A 19466-nucleotide genomic window follows, 5' to 3' on the forward strand; every position below is an offset into this window, starting at 1 on the left:
CAAAGCGGGTGCAAATATAAAACTAGTTTTGCTCTCCAGCCAAATAAAATTTAAAGAATTTTAATTTTTATTTTTAAGCCTTAGACCAACAATAGCCTACCCTTTACTAAACTTTCAGTGAACTCCCGCCTTGCTCTCAAAGCGGCTGCAAATATACACTAACTTTTTCCTTTCTGCCAAACTAAAATTTGAAAATTTTAATTTAATTATTTAAAGCCAGATCCTTTCACATCACCCACCATTACTACTCTCAACGAACATACGCCTTGCTGCCAAAGCGGCTGCAAATATACACCCCATTTTTAATTACACAATAGCTTTCTGAAGAAAAATATAAAATAAATACAAGATTATTTATAAGTGGCTGAACTTCAGAATTATCTAATTCTAAAAAATTTCATAATACATTTCCGAAGAGATAATCAACACCTATATATAGTATATAGGTAAGTATGTATTGTGCAACCAAACTCAACACCTTATCTTTGTAACTTCGTAAAATATGTATATAATGATCAAGATCACTCTGCCAGACGGAAGTATTAAAGAGTTTGAAAAAGGCACTACTCCAATGGATGTAGCCAGAAGTATAAGCGAAGGACTTGCAAGGAATGTTATTTCTGCAAAGTTCAATAATGAAACTGTAGAAACCACAACACCTTTAAATACCGATGGCGATCTTGTTCTTTTCACCTGGTCTAATGATGAAGGTAAAAAAGCATTCTGGCATTCATCTTCTCACGTAATGGCTCAGGCTATTCAGGATCTGTACCCGGGAGCTAAGCTTACTATAGGACCAGCTATTGATAGAGGCTTCTATTACGATGTAGACTTCGGAGAGAAAAAAATCTCAGAGAATGATTTTAAGAAGATCGAAGATCGTATGCTGGAAATTTCCCGCGGTAAGCATGATTTTGCACTGCGTTCAGTTTCTAAAGCTGACGCGCTGGAATTTTACAAGAAGGAGAACAATGCTTTTAAGGTAGAGCTTATCGAAAATCTCACTGATGGTGAAATCACCTTCTGTGATCATGATACTTTCACAGACCTTTGCCGCGGTGGTCATATTCCTAATACAGGAATCATCAAAGCAGTAAAATTGATGAGTGTTGCCGGTGCATACTGGAGAGGTGATGAAACCAATCCTCAACTAACCAGAGTATATGGTATATCATTTCCGAAGCAAAAAGAATTAAAAGAATATCTGGCTCTGCTGGAAGAAGCCAAGAAAAGAGATCATAGAAAATTGGGGAAAGAATTGGAGCTATTCACTTTTTCCCAAAAAGTTGGACAGGGATTACCATTATGGCTTCCCAAAGGTGCAGCTCTTAGAGAGAGACTCGAGAATTTCCTAAAGAAGGCTCAGAAGAAAGCAGGCTATGAAATGGTCGTAAGTCCGCACATTGGTCATAAGGAACTTTACGTGACTTCTGGTCATTATGCTAAATACGGGGAAGATAGCTTTCAGCCAATAACGACTCCTAATGAAGGAGAGGAATTTCTACTGAAGCCCATGAACTGCCCGCATCATTGTGAAATGTATAATGCAAGTTCCTGGAGTTATCGTGACCTTCCGAAGAGATTTGCAGAGTTTGGAACTGTATATAGGTATGAGCAAAGTGGAGAATTGCATGGTTTAACCAGAGTTAGAGGTTTTACTCAGGATGACGCGCATATATTTTGTATGCCGGAGCAGCTGGATGAAGAATTTAAAAAAGTAATTGACCTTACCTTATATGTATTCTCATCTTTAGGCTTTGACGACTTTACAGCGCAGGTGTCCCTAAGGGATCCTGAGAAGAAGGATAAATATATAGGATCTGATGATGTATGGGAAAAAGCCGAGTCGGCGATTTTAAGTGCTGCGGAAGAAAAAGGTCTTAATTATGTGATTGAAAAAGGAGAAGCGGCTTTCTACGGACCAAAACTTGACTTTATGGTTAAGGATGCTTTGGGAAGAAGCTGGCAACTTGGAACCATCCAGGTAGACTACAATCTGCCAGAGCGCTTTGACCTGACATACAAAGGAAGTGACAATGAGTCACATCGACCAGTCATGATCCACCGTGCTCCTTTTGGAAGTATGGAGAGATTTATTGCTATTCTTCTGGAACATACAGGTGGTAATTTCCCACTGTGGCTAATGCCAGAACAGGCTATTATTCTCTCGCTCAGCGAGAAATATGAAAATTACTCACAAAAAGTTTTAAATTTACTTGAAAATCACGAAATTCGCGCCCTTGTAGACAATAGAAACGAAACTATCGGGAAGAAGATTCGGGAAGCCGAAGTAAACAAATTCCCGTATATGTTGATTGTCGGCGAGCAGGAAGCTAAAGATGGTACGATTTCTGTTCGTAAGCATAGTGAAGGAGATTTGGGAACGATGAAGATCGATGATTTCGCAGATTTGATTAATACAGAAATCAGTAGTACCTTAAAGCCTTTCAAAACATAAGTTTAATTAAAATTTTAAGCCATAGCTATACGTAGAAAAAAACCGAACAGGTTCGGTCGACAAAAAGAAGAGCAGCACCGAATCAACGAGAAGATCAGAGCAGACGAAGTACGCCTGGTTGGTGATAACGTAGAGATGGATGTATATCCTGTAAAGAAAGCTCTTGCAATTGCAGAGGAACAAGGTCTTGATCTAGTAGAGATCTCTCCGAACGCAAAACCACCAGTGGTAAAAGTAATGGACTATAAGAAGTTTCTTTATGAACAAAAGAAACGTGAAAAGGCCATGAAAGCTAAAGCCAGTAAGGTAGTCGTTAAAGAAATTCGATTTGGTCCCAATACAGATGATCATGATTACGAGTTTAAGAAACGTAATGCAGAGAAATTCTTGAAAGACGGTGCAAAGCTAAAGGCTTTTGTTTTTTTCAAAGGACGATCTATCGTGTTCAAGGATAAAGGAGAAATTCTTCTTCTTAGACTTGCGCAGGATCTTGAAGAACTTGGAAAGGTAGAACAGATGCCAAAACTTGAAGGAAAGAGAATGACAATGTTTCTCTCCCCCACCAAGAAATCGAAATAAGAGAATAAGAGAGTTAATTATAAAAAGAGGACAGTAATGCCTAAGATGAAAACGAAATCCAGTGCCAAGAAGCGTTTCAAGCTAACCGGTACAGGTAAGATTAAAAGAAAGCACGCGTTTAAGAGTCATATCTTAACAAAGAAGTCTAAGAAACGTAAGCTAGCCTTAACTCACAGTACTTTGGTACATGATGCAGATAAGCAAAATATCAAACTTCAATTACGGTTAAAGTAAATTGAAGCTCTTGAGGTTTAATTAATTATTTAACCATGGAGTTGGGCAACACTTGGACTGGGCATAGTGCTACAGTATAAGTTTAAGTTGAAAGTGTCGGTGAACGACCGCCTACTACAAAAAAATTTAAAATATGCCAAGATCAGTAAACTCAGTTGCCAAAAGGGCACGTAGAAAAAAAGTTTTAAAGCAAGCAAAAGGTTATTTTGGACGTCGTAAAAACGTTTGGACCGTTGCTAAAAATGCGGTTGACAAAGCTATGCTTTATGCATACAGAGACCGTAAAGCTAAGAAACGTAACTTCCGTTCTTTATGGATTATGCGTATTAACGCTGCAGCCAGACAGGAAGGATTATCTTATTCTCAATTTATGGGGAAAATCAAAACCAGTGAAATTGGATTGAACCGTAAGGTTCTTGCCGATTTGGCGATGAACCACCCAGAGGCTTTCAAAGCAATTGTAGAAAAAGTAAAATAAACAATTATACTCTCTTATAGAAAAATCCCGCAATTGCGGGATTTTTTGTTTTCTTCTAATCCGGAAATGATCTTAAATATCCTCTTCTCCATAGATCGTTAGCACAAGTTTTCTCGATCCTCCAGAGTTTCTATGCTCACACAAATATATGCCCTGCCAGGTTCCCATATTCAAACTACCATTAGTAATAGGAATTTGCAATGAAGGCCCGGTTAGTGAAGATTTGATATGTGCAGGCATATCGTCGCTACCCTCTGTAGTATGTCTATAATACTCCTGATTTTCCGGTACCATCTCATCAAAATGACTACGGAAATCTTCTCTTACAGTTGGATCTGCATTTTCATTAATGGTCAATCCAGCAGAGGTATGTTTGATAAAGATTTGCAAGAATCCGAATTTGAAGTCTTCTATTTCTGAACAATGATTTAAAATTTCATCTGTAATTAAGTGGAAACCACGTTTGCGTGGTTTTAAGCGCATTTCAGTCTGATAAATTTCCATTCAATTTTATTAAGTTTTCTGTTCCTTTTTCTTAGCTGCCGGAAATAGCACATTATTAAGTATAAGCCGGTATCCTGCCGAATTTGGATGCAACTGCAATTCTGTTTTAGGATCCCCTACCCTGTGTTGATAATCTTCAGGATCATGTCCCCCATAAAAGGTGAAAAATCCCTTGCCTTTTACCCCATGTATATACCGAGCTTCGCCATTCAGTTTAGATTCTCCCATTATTAAAACACCAGGTTTGATGGTTTCAGGATCGTAACTTGTTGTTTGTCCCATAAAACCTTTTACCAGGCGGGTATGATTTTGCGTAAGCATGGTTGGCACTACATCCCATTTCGCAGAATAATCCATCAAAGTAAAATAATCACTCTCCTTTTCGATCATCTGTCGTTTCGAAGTCATATCTATATTGGAAAATTCATACACCAACGGACTTCTCTCCAAAATAAAATCGGTGAACGCGAAGCTGAGATCATAATCCAATTTAGATTGATACGCCGGTTCACTTGGATCTCCATCAAACATTGCTTCTGCGATATCTACCCCATTTGCCGCCAAAGCGATATCAAAACTATCTGTGGCACTACACATGGCAAACATAAAACCTCCCCCTTTTACATATTCACTTATTCTTCTGGCCACCGCAAGTTTCTCTTCTGAAACTTTTGCATAACCGAGCTCTTTCGCCAGTCTTTCAGCTTCCTTCTTGTCTTCTATATACCAGGGAGTAGTTTTAAAACTGCGATAAAACTTCCCATATTGCCCGGTGAAATCTTCATGATGCAGGTGAAGCCAGTCGTATAAGAGCAGGCCATCTGCCAGAACTTCCCGGTCGTAGATGGTAGTATATGGTATTTCAGCATAACTAAGTGCCATAGTAACGGCATCATCCCAAGGTTTATTTCCCTGAGGACTATAAACTGCAATTTTAGGTGCCTTTTCCAGTGGAACTGATTCCATGTTCTGGGAAGGACTACTTATTTCCTGAAGGATACTTTCTGCTTCTTGATCACTGATGATCTCAAAAGACACACCACGAATCTGGCATTCTTTCCGAAGATCCGGATGATCTGAGACCAGAAAGGAACCTCCTCTGTAATTCAGCAGCCAGTTCACCTTGAAGTTTTTCTGAAGGGAAAAATAGACCAATCCGTATGCCTTCAAATGATCATTTTGTGTACTCGCATCCATCGGGATAAGTACTTTGGAGGCATTTGCGGTAAAACTGGTAACCAATAGATACAAAAAAAGCAAAGTAGTTTGAAGTACTTTGCTTTTTATAATATTCTTTAAATGTCCTGTATTGCTGATATTCTTCAGTTTAAGATCATTAAAATGGAACATCGCTATCATCATCCTCGCTATTCATTGAGCTACCAAATGCTTCATCTGCACTAGGATTTGGTAAATTGAAATTTCCGAAGTCATCCCCATCTCCACTATTCATACTTGAAGGAATTTCAGAAGGGAAACTAAAGTCTTCTAAATTATCGAATTTACCGAGTTCTCCAATAAACTTTAAGCGAATATTTTCCAGACCACCATTACGGTGTTTCGCTACAATGAACTCACCCTGACCCTGTGTAGGAGTTCTTTCTTCATCATCCCACTCTTCGATCTTGTAATATTCCGGACGATAAATAAATGATACAATATCTGCATCTTGCTCGATCGCTCCAGATTCCCTAAGGTCGGATAGTAATGGTCGTTTACTTCCACCACGCGTTTCAACCGCACGGGAAAGCTGAGAGAGGGCGATTACAGGTACATTAAGTTCTTTTGCTAGAGCCTTCAGGTTTCTGGAAATCATGGAAATCTCCTGTTCACGGTTCCCACCTTTCTGCCCGCCACCGGCAGTCATTAATTGCAAATAATCTATAACAATAAGTCTTATCCCATGCTGGGAGGCAAGACGTCTGGCTTTTGCACGTAGATCAAAAATAGAAAGTGAAGGAGTATCATCAATAAACAAAGGTGCTTTTTCAAGATCTTTCACCTTTACATTCAATTGCTCCCATTCGTGCTGCTCCAATTTACCGGTTCTAAGTTTTTCTGAAGAAAGTCCGGTTTCAGAAGAGATCAAACGGGTGATCAACTGTACTGAAGACATCTCCAATGAAAAGAATGCTACCGGAAAACCCTGGTCTACAGCAATATTTCGGGCCATAGATAAGGTAAGCGCTGTTTTACCCATACCTGGACGGGCAGCAACAATTATCAAATCTGAAGGTTGCCATCCTGAAGTAAGATCATCAAGTTTATCGAATCCTGAAGGAACTCCACTAAGTCCTTCTTTGTTGGAAATCTCCTGGATCTTCTTCTTTGCCTGGATCACCAGTGATTGTGCAGTTTCGGTTGATCGCTTAATGTTCCCCTGGGTTACTTCATACAGTTTGGATTCTGCTGAATCCAAAAGATCGAACACATCTGAACCTTCATCAAATGCTTCCTCAATTATTTCGTTGGAGATCTTAATTAAAGATCTCTGAATGTACTTCTGTAAAATTATACGTGCGTGAAATTCAATATGCGCACTACTGGACACCTTTTGAGTAAGCTGAATGAGATAATAGTCTCCTCCAACCTTATCAAACACCTTATCCTTCTTAAGTTGGTTAGAAACGGTTAATAAGTCAATCGCTTCAGACGCATCAAACAATTTTTTGATGGCATCATAGATCAATTTATGGGAATTCTTGTAAAAGGCATCCGGTACCAGAATATCAATGATCTCGTCAACTCCTTTTTTGTCGATCATCATTGCACCAAGCACAACCTCTTCTAAATCAACAGCTTGAGGTGGGACTTTACCTTTTTCAAGGCTTACCACATTTGTTTTTTTGTAGGTAATGTTCTGGGGGGAGCTTATTTTTTCCATAGATACGAAAGTAAATAAAATGTTAAGACAATCTTAAGTAGAAAGCCCTGAGGTACTCAACAGGTAATGAACAATTCACCTGTTGATAACTTCAATTTTGTGTTGATAAGATAAAAAAATCCGGAATTTGACTGCCGGATTTTCTAACGATGATGTATAAATAAAGCAGTTAGCCTTTAAACACTCCCATGTCTAAATATTTAGCCATTCTATTTTCTACCAGTTGGTCTGGTGATAAGTTTCTGAATTCAGAATATGCTTTGGTAATTGAAGATTTTACCGTATTGAAGATCTCTTCGCGATTGCTATGAGCACCTCCCAAAGGTTCTTTCACAATTTCATCAATAAGCTTCTGCTTTTTCATATCTGTAGCAGTCAGTTTTAAAGCGTCTGCTGCTATTTCCTTGTATTCCCAGCTTCTCCATAGAATGGAAGAACAGCTTTCAGGAGAGATCACAGAATACCAGGTGTTTTCCAGCATTAGTACTTTATCTCCAACACCTATTCCCAAAGCTCCACCACTGGCACCTTCACCAATAATCACTACGATGATTGGCACCTTTAATCTCGTCATCTCAAGAATATTTCTTGCGATCGCTTCACCCTGCCCCCGCTCTTCAGCTTCCAGACCAGGATATGCTCCAGGAGTATCAACGAAACATACTACAGGAACACCGAACTTTTCAGCAGACTTCATTAAACGAAGTGCTTTTCTATAACCTTCAGGATTGGCCATCCCGAAATTACGGTATTGTCTTGTTTTGGTATTATAACCTTTCTGCTGCCCAACAAACATAAAACTTTGATCATCGATCTTTCCAAGACCACCAATCATTGCCTTATCATCCTTCACATTACGATCACCGTGCAATTCAAGGAAGGTATCTCCACAAATAGCGTTTATATAATCTAAAGTATAAGGTCTATTAGGATGCCTGGAAAGTTGTACTCTCTGCCATGGTGAAAGATTCTTATAGATCTGTTTCTTGGTTTCAGCAAGTTTCTTCTCAATTTGCTTGCAGGTTGCCGTAACATCTACATCACTTTCCTGTCCAATATTACAGGCTTTTGCATATTGTTCCTCAAGCTCCTTGATAGGTTGTTCAAATTCTAAATACTCCATATTTCTTATGGTTATTAATTTAAATAGCTCACAAATATAACAACTTTGAAAGGATAGAAATGGCTGATAAAGTTTAAATTTTCAACAGATATGGATTAACGCTTCGCGCGAATAAGAAGCACGATAGCCAGTATCCCAAATACTATATTAGGAAACCATACAGCTATCAAAGGTGAGAAGGTAGACTGCTCTGCCATGGTTCCAAAAACCTTGTCAAAAAAGATAAAAATAAAGGCCAGGCATATTCCCACTGCAAGGTTCACTCCCATTCCTCCTCTTCTTTTAAATGAAGATACTGCAACGGCAATAATTGTTAGGATAAAAGCTGAAATAGGAATACTCCACCGCTTATAAGCCACTACTTCATACCTGCTAATATTCCCCGAACCTCTCCTTTTTTCCTTGGAGATGAACTCCTTTAGTTCGGTATAATTTAATGTTTCAGCAATATAAGATTCAGGAGTAAGTTCATCGAATTCAAATGGAAGGATCGTGTCAAGGGTTCTATAGTTAAAAATGCTATCTCCTCTGGCCCCAATAATTCGTTTATCCGCCATAGTAAGCCTGTACGTACTGTCCTCTGGATTGTAGCGTAGACTTGAAGCGCTTATCTTAAATTTCAACTCATTGCCCTCAAAGTGTTCCAGCGTAAAATTACGTGCAGAATTTGAACTTGGTGAAAAATGATTTGCGTAGATGAACTCATTGTCATTGATCTGCCGGTAAACATCGTTGGTTTCCCTGGTTTCCTGCCCGTGTTTTAAATACCTGTATTTGAATTCATTAAAACCTTTACTGGCCTGCGGAGCGAGATACATGGAAAGAATCAATGCACCAACACAAACAATAGTTGCACCTATTAAATAAGGCCTTAGAAATCTATAGAAAGAAACACCGCTACTTAAAAAAGCGACAATTTCAGTATTCATCGCTAGTTTAGAAGTGAACCAGATGACCGACAAGAATAGAAAAATAGGAAATAGGAGGTTTGCAAAATATATCGTAAAGTCCAGATAGTAATAGGCGACTTCAATAAATGGCACTTCATTATCCAGGATCTTGTCGATCTTTTCAGCAAGGTTTACAGTGATACCAATTGGAATGAACAACAACAGCATCATACTGAAGGTTCCCAGATATCTTTTAAGTATATACCAATCGAGAATTTTCAAATTCCGGAATTATAATCGTTTATCCATTTGTTTTACCATCTTATCTTTCCACTGTGTGAAATCTCCGGCTAATATATGCTTTCTGGCTTCTCTCGTCAACCACAGGTAGAAACTAAGATTATGAATACTTGCAATTTGCCTGCCAAGCATTTCGTTCACAGTAAATAGATGTCGAACATAGGCTTTAGAATACTCTGAATCTACAAAGCTAACACCCTCTGGATCTATTGGCGAAAAGTCATCTGCCCATTTCTTGTTCTTGATATTAATGGTTCCATGGGATGTAAATAACATGCCGTTACGTCCATTTCTAGTTGGCATCACGCAATCGAACATATCTACTCCTAAAGCAATATTTTCAAGAATATTAATTGGTGTTCCCACTCCCATTAGATAACGAGGCTTGTCTTCCGGTAGTATTGCAGTAACCACTTCAGTCATTGCATACATTTCATCTGCCGGTTCTCCTACAGATAATCCTCCTATAGCATTTCCTTCAGCTCCGGCATTTGCGATATATTCCGCAGATTGCTTCCGAAGATCCTTATAAGTGCTTCCCTGTACGATCGGGAAAAGCGTTTGTTTATAATCATAAATTTCAGGCGTTTTCTCAAGGTGATTAATACACCTGTCCAGCCAGCGATGCGTCATATGCATAGATCTCTTTGCATAATTGTAATCACATGGATATGGAGTACATTCATCAAAAGCCATTATAATATCGGCTCCAATGGTACGCTGAATTTCCATTACATTTTCAGGAGTGAACGTATGATATGATCCATCGATATGAGATTTGAACTTCACACCTTCTTCCTTGATCTTTCTCCTTGCTGAAAGTGAATAAACCTGGTAACCACCACTATCTGTAAGGATATTTCGATCCCAATTCATGAATTTATGAAGTCCACCGGCTTTCCTGAGAATTTCAGTTTGTGGTCTAAGGTATAAATGATAGGTATTTCCCAGTATAATATCTGGATTGATGTCTTCCTTTAGTTCACGTTGATGTACGCCTTTAACGGTAGCTACCGTTCCAACCGGCATAAAAATAGGTGTTTCAATCTTGCCATGATCTGTGGTAATACTTCCGGCACGTGCTTTACTACCGGCATCGGTAGATAAAAGTTCAAATTTCATCTGGTATTTAATATATGTTCTTTAACGGTTGGATGCAATTCGCCAAAAAAACTCGAATTGAAGTAAAAGTTTTGAATTGGCTCATTTCATAGTTCCGTTTAATCGCTGCAAAGATACTCATTCAAAACTCAAATGGAAGCCAGAGTTCACAGAGCCTGTTAGTATTTTGCTGAAAAAGTTAATAACTGGGGTATGGTTGCTTTGTCAAAGGCTTTAAATCGCTTATTTTTGCGGCAACAAAACAACACATTATAAAATGCCAAACATCAACGAATTACAAGATTTTGTCACTCAGGTTCGCCGCGATATTCTGCGACAGGTGCATAAGGTAAACTCTGGTCACCCTGGAGGTTCTTTAGGTTGCGCTGAATTTTTTACGGCTCTTTACCAGGAAGTTATGGATCACAACACCAGCTTCAACATGGATGGTAAAGGAGAAGACCTGTTCTTTCTTTCCAATGGTCATATCTCCCCGGTTTTTTACAGTGTACTTGCCCGAAGTGGATATTTTCCTGTTGAAGAACTGAATACTTTTAGATTGATCGATTCAAGATTGCAGGGGCACCCAACCACTCACGAAGGACTTCCTGGAGTTAGAATTGCTTCAGGCTCGCTGGGACAGGGAATGAGCGTTGCTCTGGGTGCTGCCCAGGCTAAAAAACTGAATAATGATCCTCATCTTGTTTACACCCTTCATGGTGATGGTGAGTTGCAGGAAGGTCAGAACTGGGAAGCGATCATGTACGCTGCCGGAAATAAAGTAGACAACCTAATTTCTACAGTAGACCTCAACGGTCAGCAAATTGATGGTAGTACAGAAAAAGTACTTCCGCTAGGAAATCTTAGAGCTAAATTTGAAGCATTTGGCTGGGACGTTATGGTAATTGAAGATGGAAACAATCTTCAACAGGTGATCGACGGACTTAAAGAAGCTAAAACCAGAACTGGAAAAGGTAAGCCAGTCTGTATTTTAATGAACACGGTAATGGGTAATGGTGTCGATTTTATGATGCATACGCACGCATGGCATGGGAAAGCTCCAAACGACGAGCAATTGGAAAAAGGACTTTCTCAGAACCCGGAAACCCTTGGTGATTACTAAGCCGAATTCATTAAAATCAAAATTAAGAATATCATGAAAGAATATATAAATAAAGGAAGTAAGGATACCAGGTCTGGTTTTGGAGATGGCTTAACAGAACTTGGCCAATCTAATGAAAATGTGGTTGCGCTATGTGCCGATCTTACCGGATCTCTGAAAATGGACGACTTCAAAGCTAATCACCCGGAAAGATTTTTCCAGGTTGGTATTGCTGAAGCAAATATGATCGGGATGGCCGCAGGGATGACCATTGGTGGGAAAATTCCGTTTACAGGAACTTTCGCCAACTTCTCTACCGGTAGAGTTTACGACCAGATTCGTCAAAGTGTTGCCTATTCTGGAAAGAATGTGAAGATTTGCGCAAGTCACGCCGGAGTTACCTTGGGAGAGGATGGTGCAACTCACCAGATCCTTGAAGATATTGGCTTGATGAAAATGCTACCTGGAATGACGGTCATCAATACCTGTGATTATAACCAGACCAAAGCTGCGACAAAAGCGATTGCAGATTATGATGGTCCTGTTTACCTGAGATTTGGCCGACCAAAGGTTGCTAATTTTACTGAAGTTGATCAGGATTTCCAGATCGGGAAAGCAGTGCATCTATATGAAGGTACCGATGTTAGCATCATTGCAACTGGCCATTTAGTTTGGGAAGCTATTCAGGCGGCTGTGGAGCTGAATGAAAAAGGTATTAGTGCCGAAGTGATCAATATTCATACGATCAAACCACTTGATGAAGAAGCTGTGATCGCTTCAGCTAAGAAAACCGGATGTGTGGTTACTGCTGAAGAGCATAACTTCCTTGGCGGCCTTGGTGAAAGTGTTGCCAGAACCCTGGCTTCTCACCACCCTACACCTCAGGAATTCGTGGCGACTGAAGATTGCTTCGGGGAAAGCGGAACTCCTGCTCAACTGATGGAAAAATATGGTTTGAATGCTGCTGCTATTGTAAAGGCTGCGGAAAAGGCTATTAAAAGAAAATAATAATTCTATAATATAGAAGTCAACATAATAAGGCCTTCTGAAGTTTATCTTCGGAAGGCTTTTCTACTTTTACTGAAATAAACCATAAACCCATGGCGTTATAGTGCCTTAAATAAGATAAAATTAGATCTATGAAAAAGTTAATGATGTTTGCACTAATGATCGGTGCACTGAATATTTCTGCACAGGATGCAAGTTTTGGGATCAAAGGTGGATTAAATTACGGTGCAACCGGAGAATACGAATCTATTAGCCGTCTAACCGATGATTTTGGCAGTTCGTTTGAAGATGGAGAAAACAAGACCGGTTTTCATGCAGGATTTTTTGGTCAGTTCGAAATACTGGGAATCTTTCTACGCCCGGAATTGGTTTATACAGAAATGAATACCGAGTATTCACAATTTGATTATAAGCTTCAGAAGATAGATGCTCCTGTACTTCTAGGAGTAAATGTGCTAGGACCTTTAAATATCAAAGCAGGTCCGGCATTTCAATATATTCTGAAAAATGAGCTGGAAAACACGAATTTAAGTATTGGTGATGTTGAAAATGAAATTAGTGTGGGATATCAATTAGGAGCAGGTCTTGATTTAGGCAGGCTTGGTTTCGATGTTCGATATGAAGGAGCTTTCCAGGATAACCAGGCGTTGGGTGGAAATCTTGCTGCCGATAGTGGTTTCACTATAGATTCAAGACCATCACAATGGATCCTGAGTATAGCATATACACTCTAGATGAGAATCAATAGTTGGAATATTGTAATAAAAAACCCGGAAGAGATTCCGGGTTTTTATGTTAGTTCGCTACCTGACTTATAAACTTGATTCGGTATAATCGCAATTCTTCATCATCATAGTCTCCATCAAATTCTTCCATCGCCTCATCGATCTTATCGGTTTCAGCTTCCAGAAAATATTCATGAATCTCTTCCTGTTGATCTTCATCCAGAATATCATCGAGATAATAGTCAATATTCAATTTGGTTCCACTATAGACGATCGCTTCCATTTCTTTGATGAATTCGGGCATTTGCATACCTTTTGCCGAAGCAATATCTGATAATGGTAATTTCCTGTCTACACTCTGGATGATAAATAGTTTCAAAGCACTATTAGCACCTGTAGATTTCACCACAAAATCATCAGGCCTTACAATTTCGTTATCCTCAACATATCTAGAGATAAGATCTACAAAATCTGCTCCGTATTTTTTGGCCTTTCCTTCACCTACTCCGTGAATGTTCCCTAATTCCTCGATACTTATCGGGTATTTAAGAGCCATATCTTCCAAAGATGGATCCTGAAAGATCACAAATGGAGGCAGATCTTTCTTTTTGGCAACTTTCTTCCGAAGTTCCTTTAGCATTTTTACCAGCTGATCATCCACAGTATTTGCAGATTTTTGTGGTACAACGACTTCTTCAGTACTATCATTAAAAACATGATCCTCGGTCATCATAAATGACATCGGAATCTTCAGATATTCATCACCACGCTTAGTGAGTTTTACCACCCCGTAGGTTTCAATATCCTTTTTCAGAAATCCTGCGATTAAAGCCTGGCGGATAAGTGCCATCCAGTAACCAGCATGTTGGTGACTTCCTTTTCCGAAGAGAGGATGTTCATCGGTCTTATGAGAAAGAATGACAGCATTGCTTTTTCCAATGAGCGTGCGCACCACTTCCTTTGACTTATATAACTGATTTGTTTCTTTAACGGTTTTCAGCAATAGCTCAAGATCATCCTTGGCTTCATGCTGATTCTTTGGATTCTGAACATTGTCATCCATATCTGCTCCTTCCCCGGTTTCAGAATCGAATTCCTCTCCAAAGTAATGCAGTATAAATTTTCTTCTTGAGATGGAAGTTTCAGCAAAAGCAACCACTTCCTGTAATAGTGCATGGCCGATCTCCTGTTCTGCGACAGGTTTACCGCTCATAAACTTCTCAAGTTTTTCAATGTCCTTATAACTGTAGAACGCAAGACAATGACCTTCACCACCATCTCTACCGGCACGACCGGTTTCCTGGTAATAACTTTCTATACTTTTGGGAATGTCATGGTGAATCACGAAACGAACATCTGGCTTGTCGATCCCCATTCCAAAGGCGATGGTTGCCACCACCACATCGATATCTTCCATAAGAAACATATCCTGATGTCTGGAACGTGTTTTTGCGTCCAGGCCGGCATGATAAGGAACGGCTTTAATGCCATTTACCTGAAGTGTTTGAGCAAGCTCTTCCACTTTCTTTCTACTCAGACAATAGATAATTCCCGATTTGCCATCGTTCTTTTTAACGAAACGAATAATATCGGCATCAACATTCTTGGTTTTTGGCCGTACCTCGTAATAAAGATTAGGTCGGTTAAAACTTGCCTTAAAAGTATTAGCATCTGTGATTCCCAGATTCTTCAGAATATCTTCCTGAACTTTGGGAGTAGCCGTGGCGGTAAGTCCGATGACCGGTATATTATCGCCAATACGCTGAAGTATATGTCTTAGATTTCGATATTCCGGCCTGAAGTCATGTCCCCATTCACTTATACAGTGTGCTTCATCCACAGCAAGGAACGAGATCGTCTGATGCTTCAGAAAATCCACATAATCTTCCTTGGTCAGTGATTCCGGAGCCACATAGAGAAGTTTACAAACACCACTATCGATGTCTGCTTTTACCTGGTTTACTTCTGTTTTGTTTAAAGAGGAATTCAAAACATGGGCGATACCATATTCCGAAGAGATACTACGAATAGCATCTACCTGGTTCTTCATTAAAGCTATAAGTGGGGAAACAACGATCGCTGTTCCATCCTGTATTAGTGCAGGGAGCTGATAACATAATGATTTACCTCCACCCGTTGGCATAACAACGAACGTGTCATGGCCATTTACGATACTGGTGATAACATCTTCCTGAAGCCCCTTAAACTGACTAAAACCAAAGTACTTCTTCAGTTCTTTGTGTAAATCAATTTCGGTCAAACCCATTCAATTGTGTTACAATTTTACATACATTTGTATAACTAAATATACGGTTTTCTTTAGTACCTGCAATTCTTAATTTAATCTAATTTGAAACTTAGCGAGCAAATCATTTCTTCAGCGAAAGAAACCATTTCCAACGAAGCCAAAGCAATTGCGAATCTCGAAAATTACATTGACGAAGAATTCATTAAGGCGGTAGAAGTTATCTACAGGTCTGAAGGTCGTGTTGTGGTCACCGGTATTGGTAAAAGTGCCATAATCGCCAATAAGATCGTGGCCACTCTCAACTCAACTGGCACTCCATCTATTTTTATGCATGCGGCAGATGCGATCCATGGAGATCTTGGGATCGTCCAGGATAATGATGTGGTGATCTGTATTTCCAAAAGTGGAGATAGCCCTGAAATAAAGGTTTTAGTGCCACTCATTAAGAATTTTCATAATGTACTTATAGGACTCACCGGAAATAAGGATTCATTTCTTGGGAAACAGGCAGACTATGTTCTAAATAGTTATGTAGAGATGGAAGCCTGTCCTAATAATCTCGCTCCGACTACTAGTACAACTGCACAAATGGTTATTGGTGATGCTATTGCTGTATGTTTATTGAATTTAAAAGGCTTCAGCAGTAGAGATTTCGCCAAATATCATCCGGGAGGATCATTAGGTAAGAAACTATATTTGAGAGTTAGCGATATCGTATCTCAAAATATGGTGCCTATGGTTTCTGCGGAAACCGATGTGGCTAATGTGATCATTGAAATTTCAGAAAAAATGCTTGGTGTAACCGCAGTTCTGGAAAACGATAGAATCATCGGGATCATCACAGATGGTGATATTCGTAGAATGCTGAAGGATCACGGAGAAATAAAAGGATTAAAGGCACGGGATATCATGAGTGCCGATCCAAAAACGATCGAACAGGATACTCTGGCTGTTGTGGCCATGGAAATTCTTGAGAAGAACCAGATCTCACAGCTACTGGCTGTCGAGAACGGAAAATATACGGGTGTTGTTCACCTGCACAATTTAATAAGAGAAGGAATTTTATAATGGAAAGAATCGCCCCCCAGGAAGAACCGGAAATGTCTTTTTTAGATCATCTTGAGGAACTAAGATGGCATTTGATTCGTGCAGTACTTTCTGTAGTAATCGCAGCCACTGTTGCCTTTTTACTGAAAAGTTTCATATTTGATGTTGTATTATTTGGACCTAGCAAAGGTGATTTCTGGTCCTATAGTATGTTATGCAAAGTTTCTGAAGCGCTTGGTTTTGACGGTGGGTTCTGTTTTCAAGAGCTTCCTTTTACCATACAAAGTAGAACGATGGGTGGACAGTTTTCTGCACACATCTGGACTTCCATTACCGCAGGTTTTATCATCGCATTCCCTTACATTATTTATGAGTTCTGGAAGTTTGTCGCTCCTGCAATGCATGAGAAAGAACGTAAACACGCTAAAGGCTTTATTTTTGTGACTTCCATGCTATTCTTTATAGGAGTCCTTTTCGGTTACTATGTGATCACGCCTTTGTCAATAAACTTCCTTGGGAAATATCAGGTAAGTGACATTGTTCTAAATGAGTTCGATTTAAGTGATTATATAGGCCTGGTAAGAACAACAGTAATAGCTTCAGGATTAATTTTTGAGCTTCCTATACTTATTTATTTCTTAACCAAGGTTGGTATTGTAACACCACAATTCCTGAAAACCTATAGAAAGTATGCCCTGGTGATCGTACTTATCCTTTCGGCAGTAATTACTCCGCCAGATATTGTGAGTCAGATCATTGTTGCGGTTCCGGTATTGATACTTTATGAAGTGAGTATTATCATTTCAAAGTTCATGTATAAAAAAGAAGAAGAAAAATTAAAAAGTTAAGCTATGACAAATCAAGTGGACGAATTTAATTCGTACCGTGCCAAGATGAACGATAAGATTCTTGGTGATAATAATAAGATCATAAAAAGAATATTTAACCTGGACACCAATGCATTTGCTGAAGGTGCCCTGGATAAAAAAACAAAAGAATTACTTGGACTGGTTGCATCTACAGTATTGCGTTGTGATGACTGCGTAAGATATCACCTGGAAGCGAGTTATAATGAAGGAATCACTAAGGAAGAAGTAATGGAAACCCTGAGCATTGGTACTCTTATTGGCGGAACTATCGTGATCCCTCACTTAAGACGTGCTTACGAATATTGGGAAGCTTTGGAAGCCCAGGAATAAAACGGAACAATTTCTGCTTATTCAGAATAAATTGAGACTATGAAACTACGCGCTGAAAATCTGATCAAAACCTATAAAGGAAGAAATGTTGTAAAAGGTATTTCTGTGGAAGTTAATCAGGGAGAGATCGTGGGGTTACTTGGACCGAATGGTGCTGGTAAAACCACTTCTTTTTATATGATCGTAGGATTAATCAAACCCAATAGCGGGAACATTATTCTGGATAAGCAGAACATTACCAAATTCCCCATGTACAAGCGTGCACAGCACGGAATTGGATATCTTGCCCAGGAAGCTTCGGTTTTCAGGAAGCTTAGTATCGAGGACAATATTCTAAGCGTTCTGGAACTTACCAAACTTTCAAAGAAAGAGCGATTAATGAAGATGGAATCGCTTATTGAAGAATTTGGACTTGGCCATATACGAAAAAGCCGGGGAGACCTTTTGAGTGGTGGTGAACGCCGAAGAACAGAAATCGCCAGGGCTTTGGCTACAGATCCAAATTTCATTCTTTTAGATGAGCCATTTGCCGGGGTCGATCCAGTGGCGGTAGAGGACATTCAAAGAATTGTTGCTCAACTAAAAGACAAGAATATAGGTATTCTCATTACCGATCACAACGTGCAGGAAACCCTTGCCATTACCGACAGGACCTACCTTATGTTCGAAGGTAGCATTTTAAAGCATGGAATGCCGGAAGAACTGGCCGAGGACGAAATGGTACGTAAAGTATACCTTGGACAGAACTTCGAGCTTAGAAAGAAAAAGATCTTTAACTAAGCTGTTGCTTTTCTATTAGATATTACTGAAAGTACTACATAGAGCAGTATAATTACTGGTATTGCTATAAACTTCAGGAATACTATGAGTAAGAGGCAACTTATGATAAAGAAGTAACGTAATTTATTTTCTTTAAATCCCCAGTCTGAAAATTTTAGCGCGAATAATGGTAATTCCGCATTCAGAAGTATACAGCTTAAGATCGTTAATCCAACCAAAAACCATTCGTTCAGGATCAATTGACTGATCATTGGAACAGATTCATAGGTAAGAATTAGTGGTAAACTTAGAATTAATAAAGCATTCGCCGGAGTTGGAAGACCAATAAAAGAGTCGGTTTGGCGATCATCGACATTGAATTTTGCCAAACGATAGGCTGAAGCTACAATAATTAGTAAGCCAATAAGCGCGAAGGGTTGCAGGTTCAAATCAAATTCTGAAGAATTCCAGTCGGTAGATAAGCTACCGCTCGAAGGTAAAGCTTTAATGATCAACTGGTACATTACGATTCCCGGCACTACTCCACTGGTAACGACATCTGCCAGAGAATCCAGTTGTAGTCCTACTTCACTTTTTACATTAAGCGCACGAGCAGCCAGCCCGTCGAAGAAGTCGAAAAAGATCCCTGCAGCTACAAATATAGCAGCAAGCACCAGGTTTCCCTGTACAGCAAAAATAACTGCGATACTACCAGAAAGCAGGTTTAAAGAAGTAATTAGATTTGGAACATGTTTTTTTAAGCCCATTTGACTGTTTTAAATAGAATCCACTAAACTAACATTTTGAATTTAAAAGCCTCTAAAAAT

At 39.3% G+C, this 19466-nt stretch carries 19 protein-coding genes; 11 read left to right on the top strand and 8 right to left on the bottom strand.

What is annotated here, in order from left to right:
• The first annotated feature begins 511 nt into the window (after nucleotides 1–511).
• The 4 genes from thrS to rplT all read left to right on the top strand — a co-directional run bounded on the left by thrS (nucleotide 512) and on the right by rplT (nucleotide 3749).
• Nucleotides 512–2458 carry a threonine--tRNA ligase gene (gene thrS / locus ACNKXS_RS00005; protein WP_417919089.1) on the top strand — a complete coding sequence of 649 codons (1947 nt, stop codon included), beginning with the start codon at nucleotides 512–514 and terminating at the stop codon, nucleotides 2456–2458.
• Nucleotides 2459–2485: 27 nt separating this feature from the next.
• On the top strand, nucleotides 2486–3037 hold the full coding sequence (gene infC / locus ACNKXS_RS00010) for a translation initiation factor IF-3 (RefSeq protein ID WP_084509743.1): 552 nt from the start codon (nucleotides 2486–2488) through the stop codon (nucleotides 3035–3037).
• A gap of 36 nt (nucleotides 3038–3073) precedes the next feature.
• Nucleotides 3074–3271, top strand: coding sequence for a 50S ribosomal protein L35 (gene rpmI, locus ACNKXS_RS00015; protein ID WP_141878381.1), 198 nt, complete (start codon nucleotides 3074–3076; stop codon nucleotides 3269–3271).
• A gap of 133 nt (nucleotides 3272–3404) precedes the next feature.
• Nucleotides 3405–3749 carry a 50S ribosomal protein L20 gene (gene rplT / locus ACNKXS_RS00020; RefSeq protein ID WP_026914511.1) on the top strand — a complete coding sequence of 115 codons (345 nt, stop codon included), beginning with the start codon at nucleotides 3405–3407 and terminating at the stop codon, nucleotides 3747–3749.
• Nucleotides 3750–3821: 72 nt separating this feature from the next.
• Here rplT and ACNKXS_RS00025 read toward each other — a convergent pair whose 3' ends face one another.
• From ACNKXS_RS00025 to tgt, 6 genes are all read right to left on the bottom strand, one after another.
• Nucleotides 3822–4253 carry a secondary thiamine-phosphate synthase enzyme YjbQ gene (locus ACNKXS_RS00025; protein WP_295182622.1) on the bottom strand — a complete coding sequence of 144 codons (432 nt, stop codon included), beginning with the start codon at nucleotides 4251–4253 and terminating at the stop codon, nucleotides 3822–3824.
• Nucleotides 4254–4262: 9 nt separating this feature from the next.
• Nucleotides 4263–5615 carry an asparagine synthetase B gene (locus tag ACNKXS_RS00030; protein WP_417919090.1) on the bottom strand — a complete coding sequence of 451 codons (1353 nt, stop codon included), beginning with the start codon at nucleotides 5613–5615 and terminating at the stop codon, nucleotides 4263–4265.
• Nucleotides 5590–7137 (bottom strand): replicative DNA helicase, encoded by a 1548-nt coding sequence (gene dnaB, locus ACNKXS_RS00035; RefSeq protein WP_298247510.1) that lies wholly within the window; start codon nucleotides 7135–7137, stop codon nucleotides 5590–5592. The genes ACNKXS_RS00030 and dnaB overlap by 26 nt, the downstream gene beginning before the upstream one ends.
• Nucleotides 7138–7306: 169 nt before the next feature.
• Nucleotides 7307–8260 (bottom strand): acetyl-CoA carboxylase carboxyltransferase subunit alpha, encoded by a 954-nt coding sequence (locus ACNKXS_RS00040; RefSeq protein WP_417919091.1) that lies wholly within the window; start codon nucleotides 8258–8260, stop codon nucleotides 7307–7309.
• 95 nt (nucleotides 8261–8355) lie between these two features.
• Complete coding sequence (locus tag ACNKXS_RS00045; protein ID WP_295180992.1) at nucleotides 8356–9432, bottom strand: LptF/LptG family permease; 1077 nt, start codon at nucleotides 9430–9432, stop codon at nucleotides 8356–8358.
• A 9-nt stretch (nucleotides 9433–9441) separates the two neighbouring features.
• A complete protein-coding gene (gene tgt / locus ACNKXS_RS00050; protein WP_141878387.1) occupies nucleotides 9442–10572 on the bottom strand; it encodes a tRNA guanosine(34) transglycosylase Tgt in 1131 nt (376 codons plus the stop codon).
• Between the two features lie 256 nt (nucleotides 10573–10828).
• On the opposite strand from tgt, the gene ACNKXS_RS00055 reads away from it, so the two are divergent.
• From ACNKXS_RS00055 to ACNKXS_RS00065, 3 genes are all read left to right on the top strand, one after another.
• Nucleotides 10829–11674, top strand: a complete 846-nt coding sequence (locus ACNKXS_RS00055; RefSeq protein WP_417919092.1) for a transketolase — start codon at nucleotides 10829–10831, stop codon at nucleotides 11672–11674.
• Nucleotides 11675–11707: 33 nt separating this feature from the next.
• The gene (locus tag ACNKXS_RS00060) at nucleotides 11708–12661 is read left to right on the top strand and encodes a transketolase family protein (protein WP_417919093.1); all 954 of its coding nucleotides are present in this window, start codon (nucleotides 11708–11710) and stop codon (nucleotides 12659–12661) included.
• 131 nt (nucleotides 12662–12792) lie between these two features.
• Complete coding sequence (locus ACNKXS_RS00065) at nucleotides 12793–13395, top strand: outer membrane beta-barrel protein (protein WP_417919094.1); 603 nt, start codon at nucleotides 12793–12795, stop codon at nucleotides 13393–13395.
• A 61-nt stretch (nucleotides 13396–13456) separates the two neighbouring features.
• Here the strand turns inward: ACNKXS_RS00065 and ACNKXS_RS00070 are convergent, their stop codons facing one another.
• On the bottom strand, nucleotides 13457–15652 hold the full coding sequence (locus ACNKXS_RS00070; protein WP_417919095.1) for a RecQ family ATP-dependent DNA helicase: 2196 nt from the start codon (nucleotides 15650–15652) through the stop codon (nucleotides 13457–13459).
• Nucleotides 15653–15736: 84 nt separating this feature from the next.
• On the opposite strand from ACNKXS_RS00070, the gene ACNKXS_RS00075 reads away from it, so the two are divergent.
• From ACNKXS_RS00075 to lptB, 4 genes are read left to right on the top strand one after another with little or no spacing between them, the layout of a single operon-like run.
• Entirely contained in the window at nucleotides 15737–16702 is a 966-nt protein-coding gene (locus tag ACNKXS_RS00075) for a KpsF/GutQ family sugar-phosphate isomerase (RefSeq protein ID WP_295180981.1), read from the top strand.
• Nucleotides 16702–17529 carry a twin-arginine translocase subunit TatC gene (tatC, locus tag ACNKXS_RS00080; protein WP_295180979.1) on the top strand — a complete coding sequence of 276 codons (828 nt, stop codon included), beginning with the start codon at nucleotides 16702–16704 and terminating at the stop codon, nucleotides 17527–17529. The genes ACNKXS_RS00075 and tatC overlap by 1 nt, the downstream gene beginning before the upstream one ends.
• A 3-nt stretch (nucleotides 17530–17532) precedes the next feature.
• Nucleotides 17533–17880, top strand: coding sequence for a carboxymuconolactone decarboxylase family protein (locus ACNKXS_RS00085; protein ID WP_298247515.1), 348 nt, complete (start codon nucleotides 17533–17535; stop codon nucleotides 17878–17880).
• Nucleotides 17881–17919: 39 nt separating this feature from the next.
• Nucleotides 17920–18660 carry an LPS export ABC transporter ATP-binding protein gene (gene lptB, locus ACNKXS_RS00090; RefSeq protein ID WP_026914497.1) on the top strand — a complete coding sequence of 247 codons (741 nt, stop codon included), beginning with the start codon at nucleotides 17920–17922 and terminating at the stop codon, nucleotides 18658–18660.
• On the opposite strand, the gene ACNKXS_RS00095 is transcribed toward lptB, so the two are convergent.
• On the bottom strand, nucleotides 18657–19406 hold the full coding sequence (locus tag ACNKXS_RS00095) for a CDP-alcohol phosphatidyltransferase family protein (RefSeq protein ID WP_417919096.1): 750 nt from the start codon (nucleotides 19404–19406) through the stop codon (nucleotides 18657–18659). The two genes, lptB and ACNKXS_RS00095, sit on opposite strands and share 4 nt — an antisense overlap.
• Nucleotides 19407–19466: the final 60 nt, after the last annotated feature.

Origin of the sequence: Christiangramia marina (assembly GCF_048285865.1) — a bacterium.
GTDB lineage: Bacteria > Bacteroidota > Bacteroidia > Flavobacteriales > Flavobacteriaceae > Christiangramia > Christiangramia marina.

What these genes read in the sequence shown, in the direction of transcription:
- thrS (WP_417919089.1), top strand. Translation starts at nt 512, where the DNA reads ATGATCAAGATCACTCTGCCAGACGGAAGTATTAAAGAGTTTGAAAAA.
- rpmI (WP_141878381.1), top strand. Translation starts at nt 3,074, where the DNA reads ATGCCTAAGATGAAAACGAAATCCAGTGCCAAGAAGCGTTTCAAGCTA.
- rplT (WP_026914511.1), top strand. Translation starts at nt 3,405, where the DNA reads ATGCCAAGATCAGTAAACTCAGTTGCCAAAAGGGCACGTAGAAAAAAA.
- ACNKXS_RS00025 (WP_295182622.1), bottom strand. Translation starts at nt 4,253, where the DNA reads ATGGAAATTTATCAGACTGAAATGCGCTTAAAACCACGCAAACGTGGT.
- ACNKXS_RS00030 (WP_417919090.1), bottom strand. Translation starts at nt 5,615, where the DNA reads ATGATGATAGCGATGTTCCATTTTAATGATCTTAAACTGAAGAATATC.
- dnaB (WP_298247510.1), bottom strand. Translation starts at nt 7,137, where the DNA reads ATGGAAAAAATAAGCTCCCCCCAGAACATTACCTACAAAAAAACAAAT.
- ACNKXS_RS00040 (WP_417919091.1), bottom strand. Translation starts at nt 8,260, where the DNA reads ATGGAGTATTTAGAATTTGAACAACCTATCAAGGAGCTTGAGGAACAA.
- tgt (WP_141878387.1), bottom strand. Translation starts at nt 10,572, where the DNA reads ATGAAATTTGAACTTTTATCTACCGATGCCGGTAGTAAAGCACGTGCC.
- ACNKXS_RS00055 (WP_417919092.1), top strand. Translation starts at nt 10,829, where the DNA reads ATGCCAAACATCAACGAATTACAAGATTTTGTCACTCAGGTTCGCCGC.
- ACNKXS_RS00060 (WP_417919093.1), top strand. Translation starts at nt 11,708, where the DNA reads ATGAAAGAATATATAAATAAAGGAAGTAAGGATACCAGGTCTGGTTTT.
- ACNKXS_RS00065 (WP_417919094.1), top strand. Translation starts at nt 12,793, where the DNA reads ATGAAAAAGTTAATGATGTTTGCACTAATGATCGGTGCACTGAATATT.
- ACNKXS_RS00070 (WP_417919095.1), bottom strand. Translation starts at nt 15,652, where the DNA reads ATGGGTTTGACCGAAATTGATTTACACAAAGAACTGAAGAAGTACTTT.
- tatC (WP_295180979.1), top strand. Translation starts at nt 16,702, where the DNA reads ATGGAAAGAATCGCCCCCCAGGAAGAACCGGAAATGTCTTTTTTAGAT.
- ACNKXS_RS00085 (WP_298247515.1), top strand. Translation starts at nt 17,533, where the DNA reads ATGACAAATCAAGTGGACGAATTTAATTCGTACCGTGCCAAGATGAAC.
- lptB (WP_026914497.1), top strand. Translation starts at nt 17,920, where the DNA reads ATGAAACTACGCGCTGAAAATCTGATCAAAACCTATAAAGGAAGAAAT.
- ACNKXS_RS00095 (WP_417919096.1), bottom strand. Translation starts at nt 19,406, where the DNA reads ATGGGCTTAAAAAAACATGTTCCAAATCTAATTACTTCTTTAAACCTG.